Genomic DNA, 15,000 nt, shown 5'->3' on the forward strand with positions numbered 1-15,000 from the left:
TATAATATCACTAAGATATACGTTAGGAGCTGATGATGAATGAAATTCTTATCATTCAAACATAAAGATGAAACTTCATACGGAGTGAAAGTAAAAAGAGAAGAAGCAGCATGGGATTTAAAGAAAGTATTCGCTGATTTTGCGGAAGGTGACTTTCACCCAAAAACACTACTTGAAGGTTTACAACAAAACCAAACATTAGACTTTCAAGAACAAGTGCGTAAAGCAGTTGTTGCTGCAGAAGATAGTGGTAAAGGTGAAGAATATAAAGTACAGTTTGAAGATATTGAATTTTTACCTCCAGTCACACCAACTAATAATGTGATCGCATTTGGTCGTAATTATAAAGCACATGCAAAAGAGTTAGATCATGAAGTCGATCGTTTATATGTATTTACGAAAGCAGCTTCTTCATTAACTGGTGATGAAAGTACGATCCCTCATCATAAAGATATTACTGATGCATTAGATTATGAAGGTGAGTTAGGTGTCGTTATCGGTAAATCAGGTGAAAAAATCCCTAAAGGTTTAGCTTTAGATTATGTTTATGGCTATACAATTATTAATGATATTACAGATCGTACAGCGCAAAAAGCACATGATCAAGCCTTCTTGTCAAAAAGTTTAACAGGTGGCTGCCCAATGGGTCCTTATATTGTTACAAAAGATGAGATGCCTACACCTGAGAATGTGAACATCGTTACGAAAGTCAATAACGAGATTCGTCAAGATGGCAACACTTCTCAAATGATTCTTAAAATTGATGAATTAATTGAAGAGATTTCTAAATATGTAGCGCTTCACCCTGGAGATATCATTGCGACAGGTACGCCTTCAGGTGTTGGTGCGGGGATGAATCCACCGAAATTTTTACAACCAGGTGATGAAGTGAAAGTTACAATCGATAATATCGGTACATTAACTAATTTCATTGCTAAACAAGAAGATTAAAAATCTAATAGCGTTTATGCAGCGTTGAAACTGTAAAATAACGTTAAAAATTATATGCCTTTCAACGACACACTAGCGCTATTTAAGTCACTTATGTTAGAGCGGGATGACGAAGTCAAATCGACTTTTGTCTCGCTCTTTTTGTGTTTAAATAGCCGATTTTTCTCATATGCTCGTACAGCGCATCGCTTCCTGTTTATTTGTATTTTGTTTTAAATCGTTTTAATATAAAAGATGAAATGTTTTATTTTGCCTAAGGTTTGAAATTGATAAAATAGGCAATTTAAAATGTATAGAAGCAATCTATAGGTTGAGATGGGGAAGATTGTTTAATTAAGGAGGTTACATGGATATGGTTTTAGTTAATTTGCATATTATTAGCTGGATTATTTTATTGATTTTATTCTTTGCGGCTTATGAAAACTATTCGAGTAAACAAGGGCCAACACCTTTATTTAAATCGTTACATATGGCTACACGTTTATTTATGGTGTTTGTATTGATTACTGGTTTTTGGCTTTTAATTAAGGCATTTACTACAGCAGGCGCAAGTCATATGTTATTAACTTTAAAAATGATAGGCGGCATTGCTGTTGTCGGATTAATGGAAGTGACGATTGCTCGTAAGAAAAAACAAACGCCAAGTCGTGGTTTGTTTATTGCGACATGGATTGTAGCAGTGATTACGATTATTTTAGGCGCTATTTTACCATGGGGTCCGATTACGGCACTTTTTAAATAATAAGAAACTTAAAAGATTAAACAAAAGACGCGATGGGTCGTTATATGCCTACCGCGTCTTTTTTGCTTAATCGCAAGGTTTATACAAGTAAAGAGCTAAAGATTTCTGGATTGCGCCTGCGCTTATTTTAAGCTTTGTACAATCCACATTATCTTTGTCAAAGCAGGCCAACAAAATTAAATTGATTGCATTGTCCTACTCTGTGCTTCAAACGACAAATTGTGAATCTATTTCGCTTTTTATTAACTTATTAAAGATTTCTTGCTTTATAGCCAATCATATTGATTAAATCTTTAGGATGACTGAAAGGTGGGGCATACGCAACTTCAAATTCCGTCAATTCATCGACAGTCATACGATGCATCATGGCCATCGTGAGCACATCGATACGCTTATCGACACCCATTTCTCCGACAGCTGCTGCTCTCAAGAGTTGACGTGTATTTTTATCGAAATAAACACGAAGATGAATGCGTGCATTACGAGGATAATAGTTTGCACATGCAGGGCTATTCACTTCGACCGTTTCATAATCATAATTTTTAAGTTCTCTTGGTGAAAGGCCTGTACTTGCTAAAGTATAGTCAAAGAATTTAACGATACTTGCACCGAGATACCCTTTAAAAGTAATCGCATCATTACCTGCAACTTGTTCAGCTATAATACTAGCGCCTCTATGTGCACCCCAAGCTAATGGCACATGTGCAGGTTGTTCAACATGACGGTAGAAACTCGTAATAATATCCCCAAGCGCGTAAATGTTTGGAATATTTGTTTGGAAATGTTCATTAACTGGAATATAACCTCTCGCATCAAGTTGAACACCTGAATCTTGAATGAATTCAGAGTTCGGTGTCACGCCTACGCCTGTAATGATTAAATCATAATCTTCTACTGCACCAGAAGTAAATGTGACTGTTTTTCCTGAAATAGCTTTAATTTCTTCATTCAAACGATAAGGAATGTTTCGTACTTCTAATGCATCAAATAGAACTTGGTTCATATCTTGATCCATTAATTTATTAACCGCTTCGGAACGGTGGATGAGTGTAGGTTGTAAGCCACGCTCATACAAGTTTTCAAGCACTTCTAGACTAACATAACCCGCACCTACAATAAGGACACGCTGAACGTTATTTTGTTCAATGAAAGTATCAATTTTATCTGTATCTTCCATATTACGTAATGTAAAGAGGTGAGGCGCTTCGAAGTTAAGGCGACTCGCGCGTGCACCTGGACTTAAAACAAGAATATCGTAGTCATCTTCAAAAATTTCACCCGTTAAATGATTTTTAACTTGAATTTTATTAGATGCACTATTAATTTGAATGACTTCATGATGCACTTTTACCGTTATATCTTTGCTTTCTTTAAATTGTTCCGGATTAGTTGCTAACAATTTAGAACGGGACTCGACAATATTTCCGAGGTAATAAGGTAAACCACAATTCGCGAAGCTCATATCGCGGTCTTTTTCATATACTGTGATACTACTTTCTCTGTCTAAACGTCGTATTTGGCTTGCACATGTAGCGCCACCAGCGACAGCTCCGACAACAATGATTTTTTTGGACATCTTTTTTCTCCTTTGTGTCTTTTTATTGAATTCAATTTTTATTCTTTCGAAATATTCAAATTAAAAAATTCATTTAAATATAAACCTATACCATCTTCATTATTAGACAGAGTTGTTTCTTTTGCAACATGTTTTAATTCATCTATTGCATTTCCCATTGCGACACCGTGATTAGCATACTTTATCATTTCGATATCGTTATCCTCATCACCAAATGCGATAATCTGGTCGTGATCGATTTGAAGATAATCTTTAATGTAATCTATACCGACAGCTTTACTAATCCCTTTTTTAACAATTTCAATGACTGGGAAAGGGGCACCCCAACGACGATGTTCGATATTTTCAGCGTAAAAGCGTGTGAGCATTTGTTTAATACGTGGAATCATCATTTCCTCTGCTTCAATGAGTAAGCTTGTTGGATCTTCATTTAAATTTTCTCTTAAATCTCCCACTTTTGTGACGGGGTTTCCCATACTAAAGCCCTCAAAAAGGCGATGATCAGGTTGATCTATAAATACACAGTCTTTAACTTCAGCAATTATATTTTGAATTTCCATTTTTTTAAGTGATTCGATGATACTTGTTGCAATTCCTTCATCCAAACGATGATGTTGCGTTTGGAATTGGGGGTCATGCGGGTGATGTACAAAGGCACCATTAAAATTCACTACAGGTGTATTGAGGCCAAGTTGTTCATAATATAAGCGACTGGCTCTGTAAGGTCTACCTGTAGCAATCATAATTGCGTGTCCCTGTTGTTGAAGCGTTTTTAGAACACGGAAAGTGTAGGGTGATATTTCTTTTTGGTCATTTAATAATGTCCCATCTAAATCTAAACAAATTAAAAATTGCTTCATTCATAATTCTCCTTAATACCAAGTTTCAATGTATCAATATCATAGCATTTTATTGTCGAAAAGTGGGGATTTTGATATATTGTTACTAGTAATAAGATTAAAGAGGTGATACGGATGGAAGAGGCACTTAAAGATAGTATACTTGGTGCATTAGAAAATGTAATAGATCCTGAATTAGGTATAGATGTCGTTAACTTAGGACTTGTTTATAAAGTGGATTTAGATGATGATGGATTGTGTACTGTTGAGATGACATTAACTTCAATTGGTTGTCCACTTGGACCGCAAATTGTAGATCAAGTGAAAACAGTATTAGCAGAACTTCCAGAAATTCAAGATACAGAAGTGAATATTGTTTGGAATCCACCATGGAGCAAAGACATGATGTCACGTTACGCAAAAATTGCACTAGGTGTAAGCTAAGCACGTTTTAAGGTGAAACATCATTATAAAGACTTCTGAAAATAAAGCCATAGGTAACTATGCCTTCCTGGACGTTCTTGCATAGGAGCTGAAGTCTCAACTCAATTTGACTTAATTGAAGCACAAACTACGATGAAGCCAAATTGGATTTTGGGTGTAATACAGAAATCTCATGTAATCTTCTTGTTAATTATGATAATCATGTTGTAATCATGAAGATAAAGAGGTCAATTTTACGAGACGATGAAAGCTTTTTAGAAAATCAAAACCGCAAAAATTATAGAGAAGCATCGAAGTGAATTTTCAAATAAATATCGTTTATTTCGATATGGATATATTTTAAATCCTAAACGTTTATAAAGTGGATAAATCAATTCACCGTTAATTTAGTTCTTGTCGCTATTAATTAAACGTTGCGAAAGTGATTTATTTATAACTATAACAGTGAGTTATAACACGCATAAACGAAGTATTGTTGACGAGACGCCTGAGGGAAAAGGACGAGCCAAAGACTACAGGCTAAGGCTATCCCCTCGGAAAGCGAAGTCATACAATACGAAGTTTTATCATAAAAAGGAAGCGCTCAGATGATTTTCTATTAAAAATCATCTGAGCGCTATTTATTTTGGGGTTGATGTGCAAACCTCTGTTGGCATATAAATTTTTTTATTTTTGAAGGCTAAATTAGAATTGCGCGATTTGAAATAAGAGTATACAATAAATAATCAATACATAGTTTGTACAATATTACATTAATTTGGAAAGAATGATGCGTGTGTGGGATTTTGAACATAGAGGGAAACGTCATTTAAAATCACGATATATGCCAGGGTTAGACGGATTAAGAGCTGTGGCAGTCATCGCTATTATCATTTATCATCTCAATCCACAATGGTTACCAGGTGGTTTTTTAGGGGTAGATACATTTTTTGTTATCTCAGGTTATTTGATTACGAGTTTATTACTAACAGAATATTACAATACAGGCAAAATTGATTTAAAGTCATTTTGGTTGAGACGGTTTAAGCGACTCATTCCAGCGGTATTTTTTCTAATTATGAGTGTCTTACTGTTGACGCTCATTTTTGAGCCTTCAGAAATCAAACCGATTCGTTCAGATGCGATTGCTGCGGTTTTTTATGTTTCAAACTGGTGGTATATCATTCAGAATGTAGATTATTTTGAACAATTTGCGGTTGCCCCTTTTAAACATTTATGGTCACTCGCAATTGAGGAACAATTTTATCTCGTTTTTCCACTTGTCCTTTTAGGATTATTGACTTTCGTACGACGAACAAAATGGATTCGTATCACTTTTTATACATTACTCTTTATATCACTTGTGACAATGGCTGTGTTATATGTACCACAAGAAAATGTCGCACGTGTTTATTTTGGTACGGATACACGTCTACAAACTTTATTAATGGGGGTTATTCTTGCATGGATATGGCCACCTTTTAAGTTGAGTGCTAAAATCAATCAAACTTTAAAAAGTGTGATAGATGCCATTGGATTAATCGGCTTAGTGATTTTAATCTTATGTTTTAAAAATGTTGAAGAAGCAGGTAATTGGTTATATTATGGTGGCTTTTTTCTTATATCAGGTGTCACTTTATTCATCATTGCAAGTAGTGTACATCCTTCAGGCTATTTTGCTAAATTATTAGGCAATCGGGTTTTTACATATATTGGAAGTCGCTCATATAGTTTATACCTTTGGCACTATCCAATCATTGTATTTATTCATCACCAATTTGTACAAGGACAAATACCGATGTTTGTCTATTTAATCGAGCTTCTCCTAATGTTTGGCATGGCAGAATTTTCATATCGCTTCATTGAACAACCTTTCAGAAAAATGGGGTTCCATGCTTTTACTTTTAAACAACTTAGAAACTGGCGGTCACAAAAAGTTTTACGGACTTGGCTTGTACTTATTTTACTATTACCGAGTGTGCTCGTTTTTGCTGGTGCATTTAATTCACTATCAAACCATAAAGCACAGCATGTTACTGAGGTCAATACTGAAGAGTTAGATAAACTTATTGTCAGACCATTACCTCTGCCACAACTTGAAATCAATGGTTTCACTGTTAAAGGAGATCATAGTCAGTATGCTTCATGGAAACCATTACTTATTGGTGATTCAGTTATGGTGGATATTGGGGATTACTTTAAATCTTATGTATCCAATGCAGATATTAATGGTAAGGTCGGCCGAAATCTCATTCAAGCGATTCCGTTAGTCAAAGAGAATTACAAGCAATATAAAAACAAAGATGATATTATCGTTTTAGAGTTAGGAACAAACGGAGACTTTACAGAAGACCAGCTTGATACACTATTAGACTTATTTGATAAAGCAGATATTTATGTTGTCAATACAAGAGTTCCGCGTTCTTATGAAGGACATGTCAATGATGTATTGAAAAAGGCAGCTAAAAAACGTGGAAACGTCACATTAGTCGATTGGTATCAAAAATCTGCAAATCATACAGAATATTTTGCACCAGACGGCATTCATTTAGAGCCACCGGGTGTGAGAGCATTAACGCATAGTATCATTCATGAAATAGAACAAAATCATCCTACAGATAAAAAATAGGATCGAAAAAAGGATGATAAAACAGAGTGCTGTAATACAGTCGCGATGAAACGCCTAGTTATCAGGTGGGTTTTGTCGCGACTTATTTTATAAGTAACCAGTTGTAATGTTTTAAATTCAAAATATCAGGCAAATGCATAGATGTAGCATTCAAAGCACTGTAAATTTAATTTTTAAAAAGGTCAAAAAAAGTCAAACTAAGCATTGATTTTTTCGATAGTGAGGGTTATAATATAACTAAGGTCAAAGAAAGTCAAAGTCAACGTTGACCTATTTTAATAGAGGGGTGAGCCATTTTGGATATTAATCAAATGACACATGCAATTCAAAATGCACTTCAGAAAGCAATTGATTATGCGAAAACCTATCAATTAACCAATATAGAAGTAGAAGCTGTACTTAAAGCAGTTATCGAAGAGCCAGATAGTTTATTTAAAAGTGTATTAGAGCGTGCAAATATTAATATAGAAGAGTTAGAACGCGCTTTAGATAATAAATTGAAAAGTTATCCAACGATGAAAGGCGATCAAGTACAATATGGTCAGTATATTTCGCCACAAACGAATCAACTTTTTACAACTGCAGAAAATTATATGAAAACGTATGATGATCAATTTATATCAATGGAGCACATTTTGCTAGCAGCGATAGATATTGATGAAACGATGAAACGTTTTGTAGAACATAAAAAAGAAGTGATTGTCGAAATCATTAAAAAGATAAGAGGAGGGAATCATGTGACTACACAAAACCCTGAAGTCAACTATGAAGCATTATCAAAATATGGACGTGACTTAGTGGAAGAAGTACGTAAAGGTAACATGGATCCTGTTATTGGACGAGATGAAGAAATTCGTAACACAATCCGTATTTTGAGCCGTAAAACAAAAAATAATCCAGTATTAATCGGAGAACCTGGTGTAGGTAAAACAGCAATCGTTGAAGGGTTAGCACAACGAATTGTAAAAAAAGATGTTCCAGATTCATTGCTTGATAAAACGGTATTCGAGCTCGATTTAAGCGCACTTGTGGCTGGGGCAAAGTACCGTGGTGAATTTGAAGAAAGATTAAAAGCAGTATTAAAAGAAGTCAAAGAATCAGATGGGCGTATTCTGTTATTTATAGATGAAATTCATATGCTGGTAGGTGCAGGAAAAACAGACGGTGCTATGGATGCAGGTAATATGCTTAAACCAATGTTAGCACGAGGAGAGTTGCACTGTATCGGTGCCACAACTTTGAATGAATATCGAGAATATATTGAGAAAGATTCAGCTTTAGAACGACGTTTTCAAAAAGTGAATGTTGCTGAGCCTAATATTGAAGATACGATTTCTATTTTACGTGGTTTAAAAGAACGTTATGAAGTGCATCATGGTGTACGCATTCAAGACCGTGCGCTCGTTGCTGCTGCAGAGCTATCTGATCGTTATATTACGGATCGATTCTTGCCAGACAAAGCTATTGACCTTGTCGATCAAGCTTCAGCAACAATCAGAACTGAAATGGGCTCTAACCCTACTGAATTAGACCAAGCGAACCGTCGTGTGATGCAATTAGAAATTGAAGAAAACGCATTGAAAAAAGAGTCAGACGAAGCAAGTCGTATTCGTTTGAAAGAGTTACAAGAAGAACTCGCTGAAGAAAAAGAAAAACAAGCGGCTTTACAAGCGCGTGTTGAAAATGAAAAAGAAAAAATTGCTAAAGTACAAGAAAAACGGGCAGAACTTGATGAAAGTCGTAAAGCTTTAGAAGATGCAGAAAATAATTATGACTTGGAAAAAGCAGCGGTGTTACAACACGGTAAAATACCAGAACTTGAAAAAGAATTGAAAGCGCTCGAAGCTTCATTTCAAGAAGCACAAGGTGAAGATTCAGATCGCATTATACGTGAAGTTGTAACTGATGAAGAAATTGGAGAAATTGTAAGTCAATGGACAGGTATTCCAGTTTCAAAACTTGTTGAAACAGAACGTGAAAAATTATTGCACTTATCTGATATCCTTCATCGTCGAGTGGTAGGACAAGATCAAGCCGTTGATCTTGTATCAGATGCCGTTGTACGTGCAAGAGCAGGTATTAAAGATCCTAACCGACCAATTGGCTCATTCTTGTTCTTAGGACCTACGGGTGTTGGTAAAACAGAACTTGCTAAAGCATTGGCTTCGTCATTGTTTGATTCAGAAAAGCATATGATTCGTATCGATATGAGTGAATACATGGAAAAACATTCTGTCTCAAGGTTAATTGGAGCACCTCCGGGATACGTTGGACACGATGAAGGTGGACAATTAACTGAAGCGGTGAGACGGAACCCTTATTCAGTTATTTTGTTAGATGAGATAGAAAAAGCACATACGGATGTATTTAATGTGTTGCTTCAAATTTTAGATGAAGGTCGACTTACTGATTCTAAAGGTCGTAGTGTAGATTTCAAAAATGCAATCATCATTATGACAAGTAACATTGGTTCACAAATTTTATTAGAAAATGTAAAAGATACAGGTGTTATTACTGAAGAAACAGAAAAAGCAGTCACTAGCAGTTTGAATGCATATTTTAAACCAGAAATTTTAAACAGAATGGACGATATTGTGTTATTCAAACCGCTTTCTATTGATGATATGAAAATGATTGTTGATAAAATCCTCAACAATTTAAACATGCGCTTGATGGATCAACGCATCCAACTCGAAATGAGTGATGAAGCTGAAAAATGGATGGGTGAAGAAGCATACGAACCACAGTTTGGTGCGCGTCCATTAAAACGTTTTGTTCAAAGACATGTCGAAACACCTTTAGCAAGAATGATGATTAAAGATCATCTTCCAGAAGGTACAAAAGTGTATGGTTATTTAGAAAACAATGAAATACAATTTAAAGTAGAAAAACCGACGAATGAAGTAGAAGCATAAAGCGTCATCTAATATAACTGAAACGTAAGAGTAGGACTGAAAGCAATTTTATTTTCATGTCCTACTCTTATTTTTTTAATTGTGCACAGATGTATTATAAAAAATGTTAAAAATTTTATAGAAATATTGAGATTTACTATAAAAGCATATAATATATATGTGTGGATAAGATAATGACTTTTTATTTCTGTTTCGCACATAATACATAGGAAAAAGGTGACAAAATACATGAATAAATGGACAAAGACGACTGCAGCACTTTTAGCTTTAGGCATTGCTTCTTCAAGCGTACCTTATCAAGCGTATGCAGGAGGTGGCCAAGCGACTCAAGCACAACAAACGGCAACACAAGCAGAAACTCAAGCGACAAAAGAACTAGCACAACAAAATATGATGAGTGTTTCATGGTATCAAAATTCTGCTGAAGCTAAAGCATTATATGCGCAAGGTTATAATACAGCTAAAGAAACATTGAGCAAAAAAATTAAAAATCATAAAGGTGGTAAAAAATTAGCCATCGTTCTTGATATTGATGAAACGGTACTTGATAATTCACCTTACCAAGCTGCAAGTGTTTTAAATGGTAAAACATTCCCAGAAGGTTGGCATGAGTGGGTAAAAAGCGCACAAGCAAAACCAGTATATGGCGCTAAAGACTTCTTGAAATATGCGGACAAGCATGATGTAGAAATATTCTATGTCTCTGACCGTTCACATGAAAAAGAGCTTGACGCTACGATTAAAAACTTGAAAAAAGAAAAATTACCACAAGCTGACAAAAAACATGTATTGTTGAAAAAAGAAGGCGAAAAGGGTAAAACAGAGCGTCGTGATAAAGTACGCACTGATTACAACTTAGTGATGTTATTTGGTGATAACTTGCTTGATTTTGATGAGCCAAAACAACCGACAGCAAAATCACGTGAAGAACTTGTAAGACAACACGAAGACGATTTTGGAAGCAAATACATTATTTTCCCTAACCCAATGTATGGTAGCTGGGAAGCAACATTGTACAACAATGACTACAGTATCAGCGCGAAACAAAAATTAGAAAAACGTAAACAATCACTTAAATATTTCGATCAAAAAACAAACAAAGTTAAAACAATTGATATGAAATAAGTATAGAAAAAAATAGCCATTAGAAATCGTGAATAAGATGATTTCATGGCTATTTTTATTCGGTTTATATTTAAACAAATTACGATTGTATGGTTGAGGTTAAACGATGGAGACTGAGTAATTCAACATACTTCATAATATTAAAGAGATAAAAACGAAGCCCGAGATGAATTCGTATAGAATGCGAAAAACTCGGGCTTTATCGATGATTGAGAACGTTGGTCTCTTGCATAGTAAAGGCAAATTCAATGCCCTACTCAATAAGATTATCGCTAATGCGAATCGTGGTTTGGTCTACCAGCGGCATCCAAGAGTGCAATAACAATAACCATAACTACAGCAAGAAAAATTGGTGTGATAAGGTTAATTGGCCCTCCACCATTAAGACTATTTAAAACAAAATTGACCATTTCTAAAAGTAAAATAGCCCAAATCAATGTGATGAAGTATTTCATTTTATATTGCCTCCATATGATTGATATTTTCATTATAATATTCTTGGAGTGATTTGTATAGCTATCCTAGCATCTCGCTTGTCTTTTTTTATCACATTGTGGTAAATTAATACCTGGTATTAAAAATTTTAAAAGAAGGTGTTCAAACCATGAATGTAGGTATTAAAGGATTTGGCGCTTATGCACCTGATCGAGTTGTTGATAATGCATATTTTGAATCGTACCTAGATACATCTGATGAATGGATTTCTCAAATGACTGGGATTAAAGAACGTAGATGGGCTAATGAAGATCAAGATACTTCTGATTTAGCTTACGAGGCAAGTGTGAGAGCGATTGAAGATGCAGGTATTAATGCGCAAGATATAGACATGGTTATTGTTGCAACATCTACAGGCGATCACCGATTTCCGACAGTAGCTAATATGTTACAACAACGTTTAGGATTAAATAAAGTTGCATCTATGGATCAATTAGCAGCTTGTTCTGGGTTTATGTATGGTATTGTGACAGCACGTTCGTTCGTACTTTCTGGAGAATATCAAAATGTACTTGTTGTGGGTGCAGATAAACTCTCTAAAATTACAGATTTAAACGACCGTTCAACAGCTATTTTATTTGGTGACGGCGCTGGAGCAGTTATTATTGGCGAAGTATCCGGAAATCGTGGTATTCTGAGCTATGAGTTAGGCTCTGATGGCATTGGAGGAAAATACCTCTATCAAGACCAAGAGACGAATTTTATCCGTATGAATGGACGTGAAGTTTTTAAATTTGCTGTACGCGTAATGGGAGAATCCTCACAACGTGCAGTTGAAAAAGCACATCTGAATGCGGAAGATATTAATATGTTTATACCACATCAAGCAAACATTCGCATTATGGAATCAGCGCGTCAGCGTTTAGATTTGCCAAAAGAAAAAATGAGTGTCTCAGTTGATAAATACGGGAATACTTCTGCAGCGTCTATTCCGCTCAGTGTGAAGCAGGAATTAGAGAATGGACGTATTAAAGATGATGATATTGTTGTATTTGTTGGATTTGGTGGCGGACTCACTTGGGGTTCGATTGTACTCAGATGGGGTAAATAACAGAGGAGGAAATGAACATGACAAAAAAACATCGTGTTGTAGTTACAGGCCTTGGTGCCTTGTCACCTATTGGAAATGACGTCCCATCAATGTGGGACAGCGCCCTGAATGGCGTAAATGGTATCGATAAAATCACTAGAATTGATACAGAACCTTATCAAGTGCACATTGGTGGAGAACTAAAAGATTTTAACGTGGAAGATTTTATTCCTAAAAAAGAAGCACGAAAAATGGCACGTTTTACACAGTATGCCGTTGTAGCGGCACGCGAAGCATTACAAGACTCTGGTTTAACTATTGATGAAAAGAATGCAGATCGTGTAGGCGTTTGGATTGGTTCTGGCATCGGTGGTATGGAAACTTTTGAACAAGCCTATGATCAATTAAAAGCACGTGGTCCACGTCGTGTGAGTCCATTTTTTGTACCGATGTTAATTCCGGACATGGCTTCAGGTCAAGTTTCAATAGATACAGGTGCAAAAGGGCCTAATGGTGCTACTGTTACAGCCTGTGCGACAGCAACAAACTCTATCGGTGAAGCTTTTAAATTTATTGAACGTGGTGACGCTGATGCAATGATTGCTGGTGGAACAGAGGCACCAATTACACATATGGCTATTGCTGGATTTAGTGCGAGTCGTGCATTAACAACGAATGACGATATTGAAACAGCTTGTCGACCTTTCCAAGAAGGCCGCGATGGCTTTGTAATGGGTGAAGGTGCAGGGATTCTAGTACTTGAGTCACTTGAGTCAGCACAAGCGCGTGGTGCTCGAATTTATGCGGAGCTTGTTGGTTATGGTGCTACTGGAGATGCATATCACATTACTGCACCGGGGCCAGAAGGTGAAGGTGGTTCTCGTGCAATGGAAGCAGCGATTCAAGATGCAGGCATTCAGCCTCAAGATATTCAATACTTGAATGCACATGGTACAAGTACGCCTGTTGGTGACTTATCTGAAATTCAAGCGGTCAAAAACACATTTGGTGACGCTGCTAAATCACTGAAAATTAGTTCGACGAAATCAATGACGGGCCATCTTTTAGGTGCAACAGGTGGTATTGAAGCGATTTTCTCAATTTTATCAATTCGTGATGGTAAAATTGCGCCGACTATTCACGCTGTATCACCGGATGCTGAAATTGATTTAGATATTACGCCAAATGAAGCTGTAGATCATGAAATTGAATACGCGATGAGTAATAGCCTTGGCTTTGGCGGTCATAACGCAGTACTCATTTTCAAAAAATATAGCGAATAAAATAGAGAATTTAAATCAAAAAATGCGTTTACTCTCAAAATCATTGATGGGTGAACGCATTTTTTAATTTTCTCTCTTATTGGTGTCGTCTAATTTATGAATATAATAAGAAAATAATCAACAAGCAACATAAAATGATGCCGAATACTTATTCAAAGATGTTTTTTCTACAAATACAGTGTTCATATTATCTAATATATATAATAGAAGAAACACGGCAAAGAGATATACTTACGTACGATATATTGTCAGCAATAATAAAATATAACAATTAAGAAAGATAATGTCCTTATGCTAATATATGTAAAGATTTGACAAGTTATAGATATTTTCAAAATGATTGTATACGTTTATTTAAAAGGTTCAAAACGTTTCAAATAAATGTATCTGTAAAATATTAACCATTGATTAAAAGTAAACGGTTTTAAAGCAAAAGTATAAATTTGTTACATGAGATAAAACTGACTGCAGAATAAATGATCAATTTGAACTGAAATTTCCATCATAAAATAATTGAATTATCTGAAATCATCGTATTTCCTAGGAGAACACTCGCCTTAAATTTATTCATTTTTTATTATGCGAGATATGCGAGTACAATAGCGATGACAAAGTAAGCGACATGAATAAGAAGCGCAGGCATAATCCAAGGTGCTACAAAGTATTCCGATTTTTTAGCATGCTTTGGATTAAAAAAAGCGTCATCTTCAAAGCGTGAGCGATTCTTTTTACGCATCATTTGATAACGGAACTTTCTAAATCCATAACTTGTAACGTCGAGTATGCCTTCTTGAATAATTAAGAATGTGAATAGTAATATCGAGACCATGATTGTTATGGTGAAAAAGATATTGATGAAGTGTGTCCATGTATGGATAGATAAAAGCCATATAATTAAACTTGCAAGGGGTGTAAATAAGATATAAATTAAAGCATTTTTGTTTATACGTTTCATAGTTTCATTCCTTATTTAGTATTTACTGAAATCATTG

General features: G+C 35.5%; 12 protein-coding genes. 8 read left to right on the plus strand and 4 right to left on the minus strand.

Features of this window, described 5'->3' with window-relative positions; translation table 11 throughout:
- Positions 1-39: 39 nt before the first annotated feature.
- Positions 40-951 carry a fumarylacetoacetate hydrolase family protein gene (locus CD118_RS02160; RefSeq protein ID WP_103356181.1) on the plus strand — a complete coding sequence of 304 codons (912 nt, stop codon included), beginning with the start codon at positions 40-42 and terminating at the stop codon, positions 949-951.
- 352 nt (positions 952-1,303) lie between these two features.
- The gene (locus CD118_RS02165) at positions 1,304-1,693 is read left to right on the plus strand and encodes a YisL family protein (RefSeq protein WP_016424632.1); all 390 of its coding nucleotides are present in this window, start codon (positions 1,304-1,306) and stop codon (positions 1,691-1,693) included.
- A gap of 250 nt (positions 1,694-1,943) precedes the next feature.
- Here CD118_RS02165 and CD118_RS02170 read toward each other — a convergent pair whose 3' ends face one another.
- The gene (locus CD118_RS02170; protein ID WP_060830175.1) at positions 1,944-3,269 is read right to left on the minus strand and encodes a CoA-disulfide reductase; all 1,326 of its coding nucleotides are present in this window, start codon (positions 3,267-3,269) and stop codon (positions 1,944-1,946) included.
- 38 nt (positions 3,270-3,307) lie between these two features.
- Positions 3,308-4,129, minus strand: a complete 822-nt coding sequence (locus tag CD118_RS02175) for a Cof-type HAD-IIB family hydrolase (protein WP_060830174.1) — start codon at positions 4,127-4,129, stop codon at positions 3,308-3,310.
- A 114-nt stretch (positions 4,130-4,243) separates the two neighbouring features.
- Here CD118_RS02175 and CD118_RS02180 point away from each other — a divergent pair, with 114 nt between their 5' ends.
- The 4 genes from CD118_RS02180 to CD118_RS02195 all read left to right on the plus strand — a co-directional run bounded on the left by CD118_RS02180 (position 4,244) and on the right by CD118_RS02195 (position 11,200).
- Positions 4,244-4,552: a metal-sulfur cluster assembly factor gene (locus tag CD118_RS02180; protein WP_016424635.1), complete on the plus strand. Its 309-nt coding sequence runs from the start codon at positions 4,244-4,246 to the stop codon at positions 4,550-4,552.
- 769 nt (positions 4,553-5,321) lie between these two features.
- Positions 5,322-7,160, plus strand: a complete 1,839-nt coding sequence (locus tag CD118_RS02185; RefSeq protein ID WP_082704419.1) for an acyltransferase family protein — start codon at positions 5,322-5,324, stop codon at positions 7,158-7,160.
- A gap of 296 nt (positions 7,161-7,456) precedes the next feature.
- Positions 7,457-10,075: an ATP-dependent chaperone ClpB gene (gene clpB, locus CD118_RS02190; protein ID WP_103356182.1), complete on the plus strand. Its 2,619-nt coding sequence runs from the start codon at positions 7,457-7,459 to the stop codon at positions 10,073-10,075.
- A 228-nt stretch (positions 10,076-10,303) separates the two neighbouring features.
- Positions 10,304-11,200 carry a 5'-nucleotidase, lipoprotein e(P4) family gene (locus CD118_RS02195; protein WP_060830171.1) on the plus strand — a complete coding sequence of 299 codons (897 nt, stop codon included), beginning with the start codon at positions 10,304-10,306 and terminating at the stop codon, positions 11,198-11,200.
- A gap of 272 nt (positions 11,201-11,472) precedes the next feature.
- Here the strand turns inward: CD118_RS02195 and CD118_RS02200 are convergent, their stop codons facing one another.
- Positions 11,473-11,655 (minus strand): DUF2929 family protein, encoded by a 183-nt coding sequence (locus CD118_RS02200; protein WP_050331461.1) that lies wholly within the window; start codon positions 11,653-11,655, stop codon positions 11,473-11,475.
- Between the two features lie 149 nt (positions 11,656-11,804).
- Here CD118_RS02200 and CD118_RS02205 point away from each other — a divergent pair, with 149 nt between their 5' ends.
- The gene (locus tag CD118_RS02205) at positions 11,805-12,746 is read left to right on the plus strand and encodes a beta-ketoacyl-ACP synthase III (RefSeq protein ID WP_050331460.1); all 942 of its coding nucleotides are present in this window, start codon (positions 11,805-11,807) and stop codon (positions 12,744-12,746) included.
- Between the two features lie 17 nt (positions 12,747-12,763).
- Entirely contained in the window at positions 12,764-14,008 is a 1,245-nt protein-coding gene (gene fabF / locus CD118_RS02210; protein ID WP_060830170.1) for a beta-ketoacyl-ACP synthase II, read from the plus strand.
- 577 nt (positions 14,009-14,585) lie between these two features.
- On the opposite strand, the gene CD118_RS02215 is transcribed toward fabF, so the two are convergent.
- Complete coding sequence (locus CD118_RS02215) at positions 14,586-14,963, minus strand: DUF3899 domain-containing protein (RefSeq protein ID WP_060830169.1); 378 nt, start codon at positions 14,961-14,963, stop codon at positions 14,586-14,588.
- Positions 14,964-15,000: the final 37 nt, after the last annotated feature.

The sequence above is a fragment of the Staphylococcus coagulans genome, assembly GCF_002901995.1.
Classification (GTDB): domain Bacteria; phylum Bacillota; class Bacilli; order Staphylococcales; family Staphylococcaceae; genus Staphylococcus; species Staphylococcus coagulans.